This is a genomic window from Pseudoduganella sp. jia 9, assembly GCF_055502615.1.
The window spans coordinates 48,903-65,066 of sequence record NZ_JBUPWE010000023.1; the positions used below are offsets into that span (position 1 = coordinate 48,903).

The 16,164-nt window shown below is 69.5% G+C and carries 12 protein-coding genes; 2 read left to right on the forward strand and 10 right to left on the reverse strand.

Features of this window, described 5'->3' with window-relative positions; genetic code table 11:
* Positions 1-2 precede the first annotated feature (2 nt).
* The 5 genes from cydX to cydD form a co-directional block, all read right to left on the reverse strand.
* Positions 3-155 (reverse strand): cytochrome bd-I oxidase subunit CydX, encoded by a 153-nt coding sequence (cydX, locus tag ACY34H_RS26300; protein ID WP_464980388.1) that lies wholly within the window; start codon positions 153-155, stop codon positions 3-5.
* A gap of 65 nt (positions 156-220) precedes the next feature.
* On the reverse strand, positions 221-1,378 hold the full coding sequence (gene cydB / locus ACY34H_RS26305; protein WP_464980389.1) for a cytochrome d ubiquinol oxidase subunit II: 1,158 nt from the start codon (positions 1,376-1,378) through the stop codon (positions 221-223).
* A 4-nt stretch (positions 1,379-1,382) separates the two neighbouring features.
* Positions 1,383-2,975 (reverse strand): cytochrome ubiquinol oxidase subunit I, encoded by a 1,593-nt coding sequence (locus ACY34H_RS26310; protein ID WP_464980390.1) that lies wholly within the window; start codon positions 2,973-2,975, stop codon positions 1,383-1,385.
* A 28-nt stretch (positions 2,976-3,003) separates the two neighbouring features.
* The gene (locus ACY34H_RS26315; RefSeq protein WP_464980414.1) at positions 3,004-4,695 is read right to left on the reverse strand and encodes an amino acid ABC transporter ATP-binding/permease protein; all 1,692 of its coding nucleotides are present in this window, start codon (positions 4,693-4,695) and stop codon (positions 3,004-3,006) included.
* A 35-nt stretch (positions 4,696-4,730) separates the two neighbouring features.
* A complete protein-coding gene (gene cydD / locus ACY34H_RS26320) occupies positions 4,731-6,437 on the reverse strand; it encodes a thiol reductant ABC exporter subunit CydD (RefSeq protein ID WP_464980391.1) in 1,707 nt (568 codons plus the stop codon).
* A gap of 279 nt (positions 6,438-6,716) precedes the next feature.
* Between cydD and ACY34H_RS26325 the strand changes: the two genes are divergently transcribed.
* Both ACY34H_RS26325 and ACY34H_RS26330 read left to right on the forward strand, forming a co-directional pair.
* A complete protein-coding gene (locus ACY34H_RS26325; protein ID WP_464980392.1) occupies positions 6,717-7,268 on the forward strand; it encodes a GbsR/MarR family transcriptional regulator in 552 nt (183 codons plus the stop codon).
* A gap of 64 nt (positions 7,269-7,332) precedes the next feature.
* Positions 7,333-9,789: a PAS domain-containing sensor histidine kinase gene (locus ACY34H_RS26330; RefSeq protein ID WP_464980393.1), complete on the forward strand. Its 2,457-nt coding sequence runs from the start codon at positions 7,333-7,335 to the stop codon at positions 9,787-9,789.
* 219 nt (positions 9,790-10,008) lie between these two features.
* On the opposite strand, the gene ACY34H_RS26335 is transcribed toward ACY34H_RS26330, so the two are convergent.
* The 5 genes from ACY34H_RS26335 to ACY34H_RS26355 form a co-directional block, all read right to left on the reverse strand.
* Positions 10,009-10,962, reverse strand: a complete 954-nt coding sequence (locus tag ACY34H_RS26335; protein ID WP_464980394.1) for an IS1595 family transposase — start codon at positions 10,960-10,962, stop codon at positions 10,009-10,011.
* Positions 10,963-11,434: 472 nt separating this feature from the next.
* Positions 11,435-12,901, reverse strand: a complete 1,467-nt coding sequence (locus ACY34H_RS26340; protein WP_464980415.1) for an efflux transporter outer membrane subunit — start codon at positions 12,899-12,901, stop codon at positions 11,435-11,437.
* A gap of 22 nt (positions 12,902-12,923) precedes the next feature.
* Positions 12,924-13,886 carry an HlyD family secretion protein gene (locus ACY34H_RS26345; RefSeq protein WP_464980395.1) on the reverse strand — a complete coding sequence of 321 codons (963 nt, stop codon included), beginning with the start codon at positions 13,884-13,886 and terminating at the stop codon, positions 12,924-12,926.
* A complete protein-coding gene (locus ACY34H_RS26350; RefSeq protein ID WP_137312204.1) occupies positions 13,876-14,085 on the reverse strand; it encodes a DUF1656 domain-containing protein in 210 nt (69 codons plus the stop codon). Before ACY34H_RS26350 ends, ACY34H_RS26345 begins: the two co-directional genes overlap by 11 nt.
* On the reverse strand, positions 14,082-16,163 hold the full coding sequence (locus ACY34H_RS26355; protein WP_464980396.1) for an FUSC family protein: 2,082 nt from the start codon (positions 16,161-16,163) through the stop codon (positions 14,082-14,084). The genes ACY34H_RS26350 and ACY34H_RS26355 overlap by 4 nt, the downstream gene beginning before the upstream one ends.
* Position 16,164: the final 1 nt, after the last annotated feature.

Consider the following 16,164-nt stretch of genomic DNA (forward strand, 5'->3'; position numbering starts at 1 on the left):
GGTCAGGCGCGCAGGCGTTGCGGTTCGCCGTCCTCCAGCGGCGCCGGTGAGAGCGGGCGGCGCCTTGCATCGTCGACCAGTTCGAACCACATTGCGTTCAGTACCGCGAACGCGGCGGCCAGGGGAAGGCCCAGGAGCCAGGCGAAATACCACATGATGATTTCCTTTCAGTAGAGAGAGTTCAGCAGGCGTGTACAGAAGGCACGCTAAGTAGGTACGCTCAGTAGGCATGCTGCTTGCCGTCGCTGATCCCGGCCGGGTCGACCTTGCCCCACATGACCTTGTAGACCCAGCTGGTGTACGACACGATCAGCGGCAGGAAGATCGCCGTGCCGACCAGCATGATGAACAGCGTCAGGTGGCTGGACGATGAATCCCACACCGTCAGGCCGGCTGCCGGCTGCAGCGACGAAGGCAGGATGAACGGGAACATCGAGGCGCCCACGCTGAGCACGATGCCGGCGACCGACAATCCGGAACACAGCACCGTCGCGCCTTCGCGGCGCCGCGCCAGGCCCAGCATGGCGAGCAGCGCACCGACAAAGCCGGCCGCCGGCGCGGCGATCGTCCATGGATGCGCCGCGTAGTTGGCGAACCACGCGCCGCCGGCGTCCGCCTGCACGGTCTTGAACAGCGGGTTCGACGCACCGGTGGTGACGACTTCGCTGGTGATGCGGTAGCCGTCGATGAAATTCCACAGCACGGCACCGGCGGCGGCGTACAGCACGACCGTGGCCGCGGCGGCGCCGATGCCCCAGGTGCGTGCACGAGCCGCCACCGCGCCATCGGTCTTCAGGGCCAGCCAGGCGGCGCCATGCATCACCAGCATGGCCACCGAGACGAGGCCGCACAGCAGGGCGAACGGATTGAGCAGGCCGAAGAAGCTGCCTTCATAGAAGATCTGCATGTCCGGCGCCAGGCGGAAGGGCACGCCCTGCAGCACATTGCCCATGGCCACGCCGAAGATCAGCGCCGGCACCAGCCCGCCGGCGAACAGTGCCCAGTCCCATGCAGCGCGCCAGCGCGGTTCGTCGCGCTTGCTGCGGTACTTGAATGCCACCGGGCGCAGGATCAGCGCCAGCAGCACGGCGGCCATGGCCAGGTAGAAGCCGGAGAAGGACACCGCGTACAACTGCGGCCAGGCGGCGAAGATGGCGCCGCCGCCCAGCACCAGCCACACCTGGTTGCCTTCCCACACGGGGCCGACGGTGTTGATGACGACCCGGCGTTCCAGGTCGGTTTTCGCCACGAAGGGCAGCAGGGCACCGGTGCCGAGGTCGAAGCCGTCGGTCACCGCGAAGGCGACGAGCAGCACGCCGAGCAGGATCCACCAGGTGAAGCGCAGCGTGTCGTAGTCGAGCAGGGTATGAAGAATCATCGGGTCACTCCGTAGTCATCAATGCAGGGGTATGGGGAACGGCCGCCGGCCTGGCTGGCACCGGCGCCAGTTCGGCGTCCGGGCCCTTGCGGATCGCTTTCAGCATCAGCTTCATCTCGATCACGAGCAGGATCGTGTACAGCACCACGAAGCCGATCAGCGTGCCCAGCACCGTGCCGATGCCCAGGTTCGACACCGCCACCGCCGTCGGCAGCACGCCTTCGATGGCCCAGGGCTGGCGGCCCAGTTCGGCCACGATCCAGCCCGCTTCGGCGGCGACGAACGGCAGCGGGATCGACAGCACGGCCAGCTTCAGCAGCCACGGGTACGCATCGAGCCGGCGCCGTGCCGACAGCACGAAGAACGTGGCGGTCAGGGCGATGAACCAGATGCCCAGCGCGACCATGATGCGGAACGACCAGAACAGCGGGGCGACGCGCGGCACCGTATCGTTGGCGGCCTGGCGGATCTGCGCATCGGTGGCCTGGCGCGGATCGTCGACGTAGCGCTTGAGCAGCAGCGCATAGCCGAGCACCGCGCCGTGTTCCTCGAAGCGGGCCTGCAGCGCGGCCGGTACCGGGGCATTGCCGCCCAGCGCGCGGATCTGCTCGAGCGCGTCGTAGGCCTGGATGCCTTCGCGGATGCGCGTCTCGGCCACGCCCACCAGTTCGTGGATGCCGGGGATCTCGGTATCGAGCGAGCGGGTGCCGATCAGGCCCATCACGAACGGGATGTGGATGGCGTAATGGGTCTCGCGCGCTTCCTGGTCGGGGAAGCCGAAGGCGGTAAACGGCGCCGGCGCCTTTTCGGTGTGCCACATCGCCTCGATGGCGGCCAGCTTCATCTTCTGGTGCTCGGTCGACAGGTAGCCGCTTTCGTCGCCCAGCACGACGACGGACAGCGAAGCGGCCAGGCCGAACGAGGCCGCCACCGTCATGGAGCGCTTCGCCAGGTCGACGTGGCGGCCTTTCAGCAGGTACCAGGCGGAGACGCCCAGCACGAACAGCGCGGCGACGACGTAGCCGGCCGACACCGTATGCACGAACTTGGCCTGCGCCACCGGGTTGGTGACCACGGCGAAGAAGTCGGTCACCTCCATCCGCATCGTCTGCGGATTGAGCGCGGCGCCGACGGGGTTCTGCATCCAGCCGTTGGCGATCAGGATCCACAGCGCCGAGAAGTTGGTGCCGATAGCCGTCAGCCACGTCACGACCAGGTGCTGGGTTTTCGTGAGCCTGTCCCAGCCGAAGAAGAACAGGCCGACGAAGGTGGCTTCGAGGAAGAACGCCATCAGGCCTTCTATCGCCAGCGGGGCGCCGAACACGTCGCCCACGTAGTGGCTGTAGTAGCTCCAGTTCATGCCGAACTGGAATTCCATCACGAGGCCGGTCGACACGCCGATCGCGAAATTAATCCCGAACAGCACGCCCCAGAATTTCGTCATCTGGCGCCAGATCGGGCGGCCGGTCATCACGTAAACGGTTTCCATGATGGCCAGCAGCATCGACAGGCCCAGGGTCAGCGGCACGAACAGGAAGTGGTACAGCGCGGTGAGCGCAAACTGCAGTCGGGAGAGCCCGACAACGTCGAGATCCATGGTGAATCCTTTCCAGGTTTATCAAAAATCAATCAGGCCGCAGCGCTGCCAGCGCTACGGTAAATTCGTCGGTGCCGCGCCGCACGTCGGCGACCAGCCGGCCATCGCGCATCACCAGCAGGCGGTCGGCCAGCTCGGCTTCGCGCCGCAGGTGCGTGGCGACGAGCAGCGTGCGGCCGGCGGCGTGATGGGCCAGGCGCGCCAGCACGTCGGCGGCAGTGGCACCGTCCAGCGCTTCGGTGGGTTCGTCGAGCAGCCAGAAGGCGGCATCGCGCAGCAGCAGCCGGGCCAGCGCCAGCCGGCGCGACTGCCCGCCGGAGAGGCCGAGGCCACCTTCGCCCAGCGGCGTGTCGAGGCCGCGGACAAAACGGCGCACATCCTGTTCCAGCCCGGCGGCGCGCAGCGCTGCCCACAGCCGTTCGTCACTGGAATGCGTGTTGGACCATGTATCTGCCAGCAGCAGGTTGTCGCGCAACGTGTCCTGGAACAGCTCCGTGCGCTGGGTCAGCCAGGTGCAGGGCGCCGCCGCCACCGTGCCGGACATCGGCCGCAGTTCGCCCGCCGCCAGTGCCAGCAGCGTGGACTTCCCGGCGCCGCTGGCGCCGACCACCGCAACGCGCTCGCCTGCGGCGATGCGCAGGCAGGCGCCGCGCAGGGCGGCGGTTTCACGGCCGGCGTGGTGCACCGTCACGTCATGCAGCGTCAAGGCGTCGGTGCCTGTCGCCAGTGGCGCGGGTGCGGCCGGCTGGGCACGCAGGCGCGGGGCGACGCGGCGTGCCGCCAGCCAGCTGCGGCCCGCCTCCATGGCGCCGCGCCGCAGCGCCGCGAACGGTTCCAGCGCCGCCAGTGCGACCAGCAGGGCCAGCGCCGCGGCCGGCGCACCCAGCGCGGCATGCTGCGCCAAGGCGCCTGCCGCGAGCAGCACGCCGGCCACGGTACAGTGGCCGGCCACCGCGAATGCCCAGCCGGCGCGGGTTTCCAGGCGGTGCAGGGCGTCGTCGGCGGCGGCAAGCCGGACCTCTTGGCGGTCCAGCAGGTCACACTGCGCCGCCAGCCTGCCGGCCATTGCCAGGTCGGCCTGGCCGGCGACCAGGTCGATCGCCTGGGCGCGCAGGCGTTCCAGCGCGCGGGCCCGCCGCAGGGCCGCCGGCCGTGCGTGGCGTGCCACGGCGGCGGCGGTGCCGATGCCGAACAGGGCCAGCCACGTGAATACCGCCGCGCCGAGCCGCCGGTCGATGGCGCCCAGCACCAGGCCAGCCAGCAGTGCCGCGCCACAGGCAGCGAGGGCCGGCACCAGCAGGCGCAGGTAGATCGACTCCAGCGCATCGATGTCGTTCGTCAGGCGGAACAGCAGGCGCGCGGGACGCCGCAGCAGGGCGCGCGCGGCGTCAGGCTCGGCCCAGCCGCGGAACAGGCGTTCGCGCAGGGCTGCCAGCACGGCCAGCGTGGCATCGTGCGTCACCAGCCGCTCGGCGTAACGGCCGAACGTGCGGCCCAGCGCCAGCAGGCGGATCGCTGCGCTGGGCACGAACACATTGAACAGTGCGCCGGCGCCGGCCAGCGCGGTGGCGGTGATGAACCAGCCCGACGTGCCCAGCAGGGCCATGCCGGCCAGTACCACCAGCGTGGCGAGAAACGCGCCCAGTGCCAGCCGCCGGCCGCCGTCGCGGGCGAACAGCGCGAGCACCTGCGCCACATCGCCCGTGAACAGGTGTTTCATGGCCTCCTTCATGCCGATGCCTTTGTTCCGGTTCTTCATGCCGCCTCCTTCATGCGGCGCAGCGTGCCGAGATCGACCACGCGGCCGATGCGGGACGCCAGTGCCAGGTCGTGGGTGGCCACGATCAGTGTGCGTCCCGCGGCCAGCCGGAGCAGCGCGTCGATGACGGCGGCGGCAGTGTCGCGGTCGAGGTGGGCGGTGGGCTCGTCGGCCAGCAGCAGGCCGGCCTGCGGCACCACGGCGGCTCGCGCCAGTGCCAGCCGTACCAGTTCGCCGCCGGACAGGCCGCCGCCGCCTTCCCCCAGGCTGTCGTCCGGCGTGGCGTGCCGCACATGGCCCAGTCCCGCGCCATCGATGGCGGCGCCGACGCCGGCCGTGGTGACGCCGGGGCGGTGCAGTGACACGTTGGCGCGCACCGTACCGGCAAACACATGGGGTTTCTGGCCGATCCAGGCCATGCGCGCCCGCAGGCCGGCCGCGCTGGCCTGGTCCAGTGCCACACCGCCGATGTGCACGGTGCCGGAAGACGCGGGCAGCAGGCCGGCAAGCAGCGACAGCAGCGCCGTCTTGCCGCTGCCGCTGGGGCCGACGAGGGCGACGTGCTCGCCGGCGCGGATGCGCAGCGACAGGCCGTCGAACAGCGGCGCTTCGCCGGCATGCGCGAAGTGCAGGTCGTCGATGTCCACTGCCGCGGCACTGGCCAGTGCGGCGTCCCGCGCACCTGTCGTGGCGCCCGCCGTCTCCGCCAGGGCACCCGGCAGCGGCACGCTGTCGCGGCCCAGGGCATCGAGCGCCGCGAAGGCTGCCTCGCCGGCGGCCTTGTCGTGCCAGACGGCGGCCAGTTCGCGCAGCGGTTCGAAGAACGCGGGCGCCAGCAGCAGGATGAACAGGCCCTGTTCTAGCGTGAGCCTGCCGCCCCAGCTGCCCGGACCGATCTGGCCCAGCAGGTGGAAGCCGATGTAGACGGCCACCAGCGCCACGCCCAGCGCGGAGAACAGTTCCAGCGCGGTCGAGGAAAGAAAAGCGATGCGCAGCACCCGCATCGTCCCGGCCCGCAGCGCTTCGGCCCTGCCGCGCAGCCGCCTTGCCGTGGCATCGACGGCGCCGAGCGCGCGCAGCGTGGAGAGTCCGCGCAGCCGGTCGAGCAGGAAGCCGTTCATGCCGCCCGCCACTTGCAGCTGCGCCGCGCTGGCGGCCTGGGCGCGCCAGCCGATGACGGCCATGAACAGGGGGATCAGCGGGGCCGCCCCGGCAAGTATCAGCGCCGCGGCCCAGGACTGCGTGGCGACCACCAGCGCGATTGCCGGCAGCACGAGCATGACGCGCCAGCGCGCCGGCTGGTAGCGCACCAGCCAGGGCAGCACGGCTTCGGCCTGCTCGGCAAGGGTGCTGGCGGCCGCGCCGGAAGGCAGGCGCGAACGGTCGAGCGGCGAGCCGGCCGCCAGCGCCCGCGCGCCGGTGGCGCGCAGTCCGGCAAGGCGCTCGCGCGCCGCGGCGAACAGCCGCCGTCCGCCCCAGGCCTCGGCACTGGCGCGCGCTACTCCCAGCAGCAGGTAGGCGATGGCCGGCGCCACCAGCGCGGCCAGGCCGGCGCCGTCGGCAAGGCTTTGCACGGAATGGGCCAGCAGGGCGGCCTGGGGAATCCACGTCAGTGCGGCGGCGGCGATGACCAGTGTGGCGCGCTGCGCGGCTTCGGTCGTCACTGGCGGCACGGGGGGAACATCTGGGGCAGGGGTACGCATGATTTGTATCGCGACTGATCGTTTTGAACTTGCCAAATATTCTGAAATTTCAGGAATTAGTGAAATTATGCCTGAATTGTTTATTGCTGTCAGGAAGCCATAGCGGGACAGTCGGATATTGCCGGGCCATCTTGCCGGGCCATCTTGCCGGGCCATCTTGCCGGGCCATCTTGCCGGGCCGTGATTGCAGCCGACAGCGCGCTGCCGGGGCCATCGGGCCGTGTGCCGCCGGTACCGTGAGATAATCGGATTTCCTGAACCTTCGAAAAGTGCACAACCGTGACGCCACTTGTCCAAACCTTTGTCAGTCACTTCGGCGAGATGGGCAGCCGCTGGGGCATCAACCGCACGGTGGGGCAGATCTATGCGCTGCTGTTCGCGACCGAACGGCCGATGCATGCCGACGACATCGGCGAGAAGCTCGGCATTTCCCGCTCCAACGTCAGCATCGGCCTGAAGGAACTGCAGGCCTGGGGGCTGGTGCGCCAGAGCCGCCTGCCGGGCGACCGCCGCGAGTACTTCACGTCGCTGGGCGATGTGTGGGAAATCTTCCGCGTGGTGGCCGCCGAACGGCGCCGCCGCGAAGTCCTGCCGACCCTGTCCGTGCTGCGCGAATCGCTGCTGGTGAAGGCCGGCACGCCGGACGATGCGTTTGCCCAGCAGCGCATGCGCGAGATGCATGAACTGGTCGACATGGCCAACACCTGGTTCGACGACCTGCAGCGACTGTCGCCCGAATCGATGGCGCAGCTGATGAAAATGGGCAGCAGGGTGCAGAAGCTGCTGTCGGCCAAGGACAGGCTGTTCGGCGCCGCCGCCCGGGACGAGTGAGCGCCGTGCTCTCGCGCTCGAACAGTCCAGTAGAATCGGGCCTTCCCATCCACCGGCCATTTTCGTGACAGACCAGGACCAGCTTCTCGCCTTCACCCTCAACGGCGGCGCCACCGGCGCGCGCATCCGTGCGCGCGACTGGTCCGGCCACGCGCTGGGACCATTGCCAGGCTGGCCTTCGGCGCTGCGTACCACGCTGGGCATCGTGCTCGGCTCGTCGTTTCCGGCGTTCGTCACCTGGGGCGCGGCGAATCACCTGTTCCATAACGACGCCTACCTGCCGATGCTCGGCAAGAAGGCCGACGTCACGCTGGGCTTGCCCTACGAGGAAGTCTGGAGCGAGGTATGGTCCGACCTGGGGCCCTACGTGGCGCGGGTGATGGCCGGCGAGTCGTTCTTCTTTGAAAACTATGCCACCACGCTGTACCGCAATGGCGCGCCGGAACAGACGTGGTTCACGTTCTCGTTCAGCCCTGTGCGCGACGAGGCCGGCATCGTGCGCGGGCTGATGTGCACCGTGATCGAGGTCACCGACAAGGTGCTGGCACTGGCCCGGCACAAGGATGCGGAAGAGCGGCTGGCGTTGTCGCTGGAGGCGTCGGGCAATATCGGCACCTGGTCGGTCGACCTGGAAACAGCGGCGACCCACGTCGACGAACGCTTTGCGCGCCTGTTCCAGGTCGACGCCGCCGTCGCGCGCGCGGGCACGGACCTCGTGCGCTTTACCGACATGATCCATGCGGACGACCGTCCGCGCGTGGTGGCCGCGATCGATCACGCGATCGCCACCGGGACGCTGTACGACATCGAATACCGGATTCCCCAGCGTTCCGGGCTCGACGTGTGGGTCAACGCGCGCGGCAAGGTGTTTACCAGTGCCGAAACGGGCAGGCGCAGTTTTGCAGGCATCGCCGTCGACGTCACCGATCGCAGGGTGGCCGAACAGCGCCGCATTGACAGCGAGCGCAAGGCGGCCGAGGCTTCGGACCGTGCGGCCGAAAGCACGCGCCGGCTCGACGTGCTGCTCGACGCGGTGCCGGTCGGTATCGTCTACGTCGACATGGACGGCCGGCTGGTCGCGGCGAATGCCTACAACCGCGTGATCTGGGGCGAGCACCCGATGCCGGCCGAGGTGGAGGACTACGGCGGCTGGCGCGGCTGGTGGCCGGAGGATTCGGCGCATGCCGGCCGGCGTGTTGCCGCAGCCGAGTGGCCGATCGCGCGCGTGCTGCACGGCGAGGATGCCACCGGCGGCATTTTCGAGATCGAGGCATTCGGCGCACCCGGCGCGCGCAAGACCATCCTGATACGCGCCGCGGTGATCCGCAACGATGCCGGCGTGGCGATCGGCGCCGTGGCGGCCAACATGGATATCACGGCCCAGGTGACCGCCGAGCGGGCGATGAAGGACAGCGAGACGCGCTTCCGCCTGATGGCTGACGACATCCCGCAGATCGTCTGGGCCGCGAATGGCGGCGGCGTCAACGATTACATCAACATGCGCTGGTTCGAATACACCGGCGAGCAGCTGCCGCGCCGGCCCGACTGGGACTGGCGGCCGCAGATCCACCCCGACGACCTTCCGCTGCTGGAGGAGGCCTGGCGCAACAGCCTCGCCACCGGCCGCCGCTTCGAGATCGAACACCGGCTGCGGCACCATTCCGGCCAGTTCCGCTGGGTGCTGAACCGCGCCGTGCCGTCCACCGACGCGATCGGACCGGACACCCGCTGGCTGGGCACGCTGACGGATATCCATGACAAGAAGACCGGTGAAGAGGAACTGCGCACGCAGGCACGGCGCAAGGACGAATTCCTCGCCATGCTGGCGCACGAACTGCGCAATCCGCTGGCGCCGATCAGCACCGCCGCGCACATGCTCGCGCTGGGCCGGCTCGACCCGCCGCGTGCGCAACGCACGAGCGAGGTGATCGTGCGGCAGGTGCGGCACATGACAAGCCTGGTCGACGACCTGCTCGACGTCTCGCGTGTCACGCGCGGCCTGGTGGAACTGAACCTGGAAACGGTCGACCTGCCTGCCGTGCTGTCCAGCGCCGTCGAGCAGGTCAGGCCGCTGATCGATGCGCGCGGCCATGTGCTCTCGGTGGATACGGGCGACGCGCCGCCGATGCTGCCGTCGATACGGGGTGACCGCGTGCGCCTCGTGCAGATTGTGGCGAACCTGCTGAACAATGCCGCCAAGTACACGCCGCCGGGCGGGTACATCGCCGTTTCCGTCTGCGCCGCGGACGACAGCGTAGCGATCGCCGTGCGCGACAACGGCGTCGGCATCGCCGCCGACGTGCTGCCGCATGTGTTCGAACTGTTCACGCAGGCCGAGCGCACGCCGGACCGCTCGCAGGGCGGCCTGGGCATCGGTCTCGCGCTGGTGCACAGCCTCGTGCAGCTGCACGGGGGCAGCGTGTGCGCCGTCAGCGCCGGGCTGGGGCAGGGCAGCGCGTTTACGGTGACGCTGCCGCTCCCTTGCGGAGAAGGGGCGCAGGCCTGCTCGGGTGCTTTATGACAAGATATCTGTTTGCGTGATAATTGGTATGGCCAATATAAATTGGCCTGACCGGAGGGCGGGTGGCATGATGCACCTGTCTCCTCCAATTTCCCAAGAATTGGAATTTTGCCGGCCTCAGCGCCGGCATTTTTTTGGCGCTGTTCGCGTTAGCTCGATATTGCATAGCGGTGTGGAACTTTTTCCATATGCTGTTGTCGGGGGCGTCTGGCCCCACCACTAATTTTTCGCCACGGCAACGCGTAGCCAGTCCCTGGGTACCGTCAGCACGGCGGCATCGAGCACCCGTCGCCAACCCGTGTAGTTGGCCAGGTAGCGGCTGGCGACGCCGTTGAATCGCCGTAGCCATGTCTTGAAGCGGCTATGCCATCCGTTCACATTCTGGATATGGATTGCGCCGCGCGCGCGGATGCCCGCCTTGACGTTCACGGCTTCGTGCGTGATGCCGGCCTGCTGCGCGAATGCGTGGTAAGCCATGGCGGCATCGCTGATCAGAAGTACGTCCGGTACCAGCACCGGTTGCAGGTGCTGCGCCAGCTGGCTTGCGCTGACCGGGCCGCGGCCGGTCACGAAATCACAGGTTTGCCGATTGCGGTCGCGCGCGACGAGAATGCAGTCGAACTCCCTGCTGATACCACGCCGGCGGGCCCTGCCGCCACGCCTGCGCGGCGGGCGACTCAGGTGCCGTGAACCCTTCTGCGATTCGAGATGATAGGTTTCGTCGGCTTCGACGATGCCGGACAACTGCGGCCGCCGCTCCCGGCGTATGGCAGCGATAAACCGGTGGCGCCACCGGAAGCTGGTGGACTTCGCGACCGCGACCCGTTCTGCCGCGGCGCGCACGGTCGCCGAATCGACCATGCACTGTAGATACGGCAGCCACCTGTCGCGCAATCGAAGGCGGGCGAGCGGCGTGCCGGTCAAGGCATTGAAGCTGCGCCGGCACGCCACGCAGCGATAGCGTTGCAAGCCGTTGGCGTGGCCGCAGCGGTGGCAGCGCTGACCGCCACAGGCGGGACACGAAGGTTTCCCAGACGCTTCCTCGATCAGGCGCAGACACTGGCCCGGGCGCACAAGGTTGCCGAGCAAGCCCTGCAAAAAAGCGATCTCCTCCTCGGACAGCCCGAGTTTTCCGAGCGCCTCGACAATCGCACTGAGCTCCGCCGTACCCATGATGCCTCCCCCATATACATGAAGTATCTCAACAGGGGATCAGACAGTGATTCCAGCGGGAAGTTCACCGACTTAAGGCGAACAGCGCCATTTTTTTCGCCTGTACATCGGCGCGTCCGGCGTCAGCCCCGGGCCCCGAAAGCCAGGCCTGTGCGGAATGAAGTGGGGGTGAGGAGCGCGAAGCACCCGTACGAAAGTGGAATGGTTCGTATTTCCCGAACCAACGTTCAAATTAGTTCGGCTTATATATTCCGGCAAGAAGTTCTACACTTTGCCTGGCGATACAGCTCGCACAGTGTTTCGACAGCGCCTGCCCCATGGCGCGCTTCCCTTCGCGGTGGTCCGGTTTCCCGGCCGCCGCTTTTTTTTGGGCGCTGCTGCAAACTGCCCCGAAACACCGTGCGAACCGTATTTTCGCCTGCTTTCGCGAAGTACGCCAGTCCTGCCGGGCGAAAGCGGCGGCGGGAACCCGCTAGCCGCCGGTCTGTTCCCAGCCGCCGCCCAGTGCGAGGAATAGCGCCACCTGGTCGGCGGCCACCTGCGCATCGGAGGCGGCCAGCGCGCTGTCGCCGGCCGCCAGCGTGCGATCGGCATCGAGCACCGCCAGGAAATCGATCTTGCCGGCCTGGTACAGCCGGTGCGACTGCCGCGACGCCAGCGCGCTCTGCTGGCGCGCGGCGCGCAGCGCGGCGTTGCGATCGAGCTCGCGTGCATACACCGTCATGGCCGCTTCCGTTTCGCGCAGCGCGTTCAGCACGATGCCGTCGAAGCGTGCCAGCGCAGCTGCCGTCGCGCTTTCCGCCTCGGCCACGCGCGCGTGGCCGGCGCTCGTCGGCAGTGTCCACGAGACCAGCGGGCCGAGGCTCCAGCGCAGTGCATTGCCGGCGCCGAAGCGGTCCAGCGCGCCGCTGCTGCCGGCGGAAAGACCGAGGCTCACGCTGGGATACAGCTCGCTGACGGCAACGCCGATGCGCGCAGTGGCCGCGGCCAGGCTGCGTTCGGCGCCGCGGATGTCGGGCCGGCGGCGCAGCAGGGCAGCGCCGTCGCCGACCGGCACCGGCTGCGCCAGCCGTGGCGCGGCGCTGCAGGCCAGTTCGCCGTCCGCCATCTCGGCCGGCGCGCGCCCGGTCAGCGCGGCCAGCCGGAATTGCGCGGTACGGGTTTGCGCCAGCAGCGGCGGGATCGCGGCGCGCAACTGTTCGAGCTGGGCGCGGGCACGCGAATCGTCGAGCGCCGTGCCGCGGCCGGCACGGATGCGCCGCCCGGTCAGCTCCACGACACGCTGCTGCAGCGCGACAGACTGGCGGGCCACGCCGAGCTGGTGGCGCGCGCCGCAGGCATCGACCCAGGCGCGGGCGGTATCGGCGGCCACGGTCACGCGAGCCAGGTCCAGTGCCGCCTGCGCCGTCGCGCTGTCCGCATCGGCGGCCTCCACGCCGCGCCGGATCTTGCCGAACAAATCGAGCTGGTACGAGACGCTGATGCCGGCGTCATGGCTGTAGCCGTCCGCCAGCGCGTCCGGCAGGCCTTTTGCCGCCGCCGATGCCCGGCCGTAGGCCGGTGCGCCGGACGCGCCGATCACCGGGTCGGCGGCGCCCGCCACTTCCTGCTGGACGGCGCGGGCACGCGCCAGGTTGGCCGCCGCCACGCGCAGGTCGGTATTGGCGGCGAACGCCTTGCCGACCAGCGCATCGAGCTCCGGATCCTGGTACAGCCGCCACCAGTGAGGCGGCAGCGGCTCGCTGCGAAACGCGGGTTCCGCCGCGCTGGCGAACGGCGCGGCCGCGGCCGGGCGCCCGATTGCCGCCGCCGCCGGCAGCTGGTAGTCGGGCCCCACGGTGCCGCATGCCGCCAGCACGGCCAGCGACGCTAGCAGGGGCAGGCGCAGCAGCGGCAGGCGCAGCAGGGAGCGCCTGGAAAAACGTCTGGAAAAACGCATTGGCTTGTGCATGGTGTCCTCCTCAGGAACGCGTGGTGCGCGCGGTGCCGGCGGCCGTGGCGGTGGCGCGCGCGGCGGCGGGCGCTATGACGGATGCCTTCGCGGATGCCCTGACGTCGACGGTGACCGTCTGCCCGGCGACCAGGCGGATGCCGCCCGGCAGCGCATCGAGCTTCACGCGCACCGGGATGCGCTGCGCCAGCCGCACCCAGTTGAACGTGGGGTTGACGTTCGACAGCAGGTTGGCCGAGGTGCTGCGGTCGCGGTCGGCGATGCCGCCGGCGAAGCTCTCGACGTGGCCGCGCAGGACCTGAGCGGCGCCCATCGGCGTCACCAGGACCGGATCGCCGATGCCGATCGCACCCAGCTTGGTCTCCTCGAAATAGCCTTCCACGTAGTACGAATCGCGGTCGACAAGCGCCATCACCGCGTGGCCGGCCGTGACGTAGCCGCCGGCCCGCAGGTCGAGGTTGGTGACGGTGCCGTTGACGGTGGAGACCACCCGGGTGCGCTCCAGGTTCAGTTTCGCCACGTCGCGGCTGACGATGGCCTGGGCCAGCGCGGCGCGCAGTTCGTCCACCTTGCTCGACGACTGCTCGCGCACTTCCTGCGCCACCAGGTCGGCCAGTTCGGCGTTGCGCCGCGCGTCCCTCTGCGCCTGGGCCAGGGCCACGCGCTGCGCCTGCACGGCCGCCTCGGCCTGGCGCAAGGCCAGTGAGAAGCGCGCGGCGTCGATCTCGAAGAGCACGTCGCCCGCCGCGACCTGCTGGTTGTCGCGCACCAGCACGCGCGTGACCTGCCCGGTGACGTCCGGCGCCACCTGCACCACGTCGGCCTTGACGCGGCCGTCGCGCGTCCAGGGCGCCACTTCGTAGTGCTGCCACAGGCGCCAGGCGAGAATGCCGGCGGCCGCCAGGGCGGTCATCGTGACGAGAAAGCGCGCCAGTGCAAGCGCGGAAGATTTGACAGTCGATTCAGTAGCCATAGCGGTTCACCAGCAGGGAAAAGCTGCCCAGCAGGATGCCGAACAGCGCGAAGTCGAACAGGGCGGGGTGCCACACCAGCCGGTAGAAGCCCAGGCGCAGCAGCAGCTTGCCGAGCACGCGGGTGCAGGCCAGCGCGGCCAGGGCCAGCAGGAGCAGGGTCGGCACGTACAGGCCGTGCAGGCTGATTTCAGCGCTCATGATTCCTCCTGAGAAGGTTGATAGGAAGCCGCGTGCGGGAACAGGTCGCGCCGCATGCTGGCCAGCGCCGCCGCCGCCGTGGCCCGGCAGTTCCCGCCATCGTCGGCCGAGCGGCAGACGGCGCGCAGCGTGCCATCGAGCCGCGCCAGCAGGCCCTGGCCGGCCTGGGGCCCGGTATTTGTCTCGGAACCTGCTGCCCGGCTGGCGCCGAAATGCGCGGCCAGCCCGTCCAGCAGCGGCGCCAGCGGCACGCCGCGCGGTTCCAGTTGCGCCGCCAGGCCGCGCAACTGGGCGATGTGCAGGCCGACGCGCAGTTCGCGGATGTTCTCCAGCGCGGCGGCGCGCACGTCCGGCGCCGCTTTCGCCAGTGCCAGCCGGGGCATCAGCAGCGCCACCCGGTCGACCACGCGGGCGGACACTTCCAGCAGCGCCGGCGCCCGCGGCGCGCGCGCCATCTGCACCAGTTCCGCGCGGGCGCGGCCCAGCATGCGGCGCGCCATCCACGGCGCATCGACGGTGCGGATCGCGCGGGTGACCACCGCCGCGGCGATGTAGCCGGCCAGCTGCGCCAGCAGGCCGTTGGCGAACGAGGCCATGTCGAGCTGGTTGGTGTCCTGCAGCGCCAGCGTGCTGGCGATGCCGATCACGAACGTCAGCGCGTTGCCGTAGGTGGCCGGGCGCGCCATGTAGACACCCAGCAGCAGGAATACCGGCGCCAGCGTCAGCACCAGCATTTCGTAGCTGTGCACGGCCGGCAGCACGACGAGGATATAGAACGCCGATACCGGTACCGAGTACAGCGTGTACCTGACGAAGCCGGTGATGGCGGGCACCGGATCGTCCATCGTCGCGAAGAAGCAGCAGGCCACGCCGGCCAGCATCGGCGCGGCGGCGCCGGCCGGCCAGCCGGTCGCGATCCAGAAGGCGCAGCAGGCCAGGATTGCGATCGCCGCGGCCAGCGCCGATCGCAATGCCATGCCGTGGTCGCGGTGCAGGACCGACGGCGTCAGGTGCGCCGGCGTGGCCGGCGGCGCGCCGTGCATCACGGCGTCGATGCTGTCGCGCAGTTCCAGGCTGTCTTCGCAGGCCGCCACCAGTGCCGCCAGCCGCTGCGCCAGGTTCACCTGGAGGATCGTGCGCCATGCGGCATCGGGCGGCAGTGGCGGGGCCAGGGCATCGATCCGCGCGCGCAGTGCCGCCGCGCGCGCCGGATCGGCGGCGCGGCCTTCCCCGATCCACTGCGCCACGTCGTCCAGCATCGCCTGCCAGGCCGGCTCCATCGGCCCGGTCTCCGCCAGCGCCTGCAGGCGGTCTTCGACAGCCAGCAGCAGCGGCACCATCACGGCCAGCCGGTCGTGCAGCGCATGCACCATCGCGCCGGTCCAGCGCAGGTGCGAGGTATCGAACGGCAGGTGGGTGGACATCACGCGCATGTCGCTGATCTCGGCGGCGAGGGCCAGGCGCACGTGGGTGTCGTGGGTATCGCCGCCATCCGGGCCGCCCGCGCCCGAACCGGACCGCATCGCGTCCAGCATCCAGTGCCGCGCATCGCCGATCGCGCGGTCCAGGCGCCCCAGCAGCGCCGGGCCGACACCCTGCGGGAACACCAGCGAATGCACCAGCGTGGCGGACAGGATGCCGATGCCGATCTCCTCGACGCGGGCGATCGCCGTATCGAACACGGTGGCTGGATCGGCCACCGCCGGAAAACCGATCAGGCCAGCCGTATAGCCGGCCAGCATGAAGACATAGGAACGCGGCGTGCGGTCGAGCAGCGACACGTACAGGCACACGGCCACCCAGCACGCCAGCGCCAGCGACAGCAGTTCCGGCGCATTGGCGAGGTTCGGCACCAGCACCACCGTGGCCGCCGAGCCGGCCAGCGTGCCGCAGACCCGGAACAGCGCCTTCGAGCGCACCGCGCCGGCCAGCGGGCTGGCCACGATATAGGCCGTCATCATGGCCCAGAACGGTCGCGGCAGGCCGGCCGCCATCGACACATACAGCGCCAGCATCGACGCCGTGAAACACTTGGCCGAGAACAGCAGCTCGCGCGGCTGAGGGGCTTTCAGCAGCATC

What these genes read in the sequence shown, in the direction of transcription:
- cydX (WP_464980388.1), bottom strand. Translation starts at nt 155, where the DNA reads ATGTGGTATTTCGCCTGGCTCCTGGGCCTTCCCCTGGCCGCCGCGTTC.
- cydB (WP_464980389.1), bottom strand. Translation starts at nt 1,378, where the DNA reads ATGATTCTTCATACCCTGCTCGACTACGACACGCTGCGCTTCACCTGG.
- ACY34H_RS26310 (WP_464980390.1), bottom strand. Translation starts at nt 2,975, where the DNA reads ATGGATCTCGACGTTGTCGGGCTCTCCCGACTGCAGTTTGCGCTCACC.
- ACY34H_RS26315 (WP_464980414.1), bottom strand. Translation starts at nt 4,695, where the DNA reads ATGAAACACCTGTTCACGGGCGATGTGGCGCAGGTGCTCGCGCTGTTC.
- cydD (WP_464980391.1), bottom strand. Translation starts at nt 6,437, where the DNA reads ATGCGTACCCCTGCCCCAGATGTTCCCCCCGTGCCGCCAGTGACGACC.
- ACY34H_RS26335 (WP_464980394.1), bottom strand. Translation starts at nt 10,962, where the DNA reads ATGGGTACGGCGGAGCTCAGTGCGATTGTCGAGGCGCTCGGAAAACTC.
- ACY34H_RS26340 (WP_464980415.1), bottom strand. Translation starts at nt 12,901, where the DNA reads ATGCGTTTTTCCAGACGTTTTTCCAGGCGCTCCCTGCTGCGCCTGCCG.
- ACY34H_RS26345 (WP_464980395.1), bottom strand. Translation starts at nt 13,886, where the DNA reads ATGGCTACTGAATCGACTGTCAAATCTTCCGCGCTTGCACTGGCGCGC.
- ACY34H_RS26350 (WP_137312204.1), bottom strand. Translation starts at nt 14,085, where the DNA reads ATGAGCGCTGAAATCAGCCTGCACGGCCTGTACGTGCCGACCCTGCTC.
- ACY34H_RS26355 (WP_464980396.1), bottom strand. Translation starts at nt 16,163, where the DNA reads ATGCTGCTGAAAGCCCCTCAGCCGCGCGAGCTGCTGTTCTCGGCCAAG.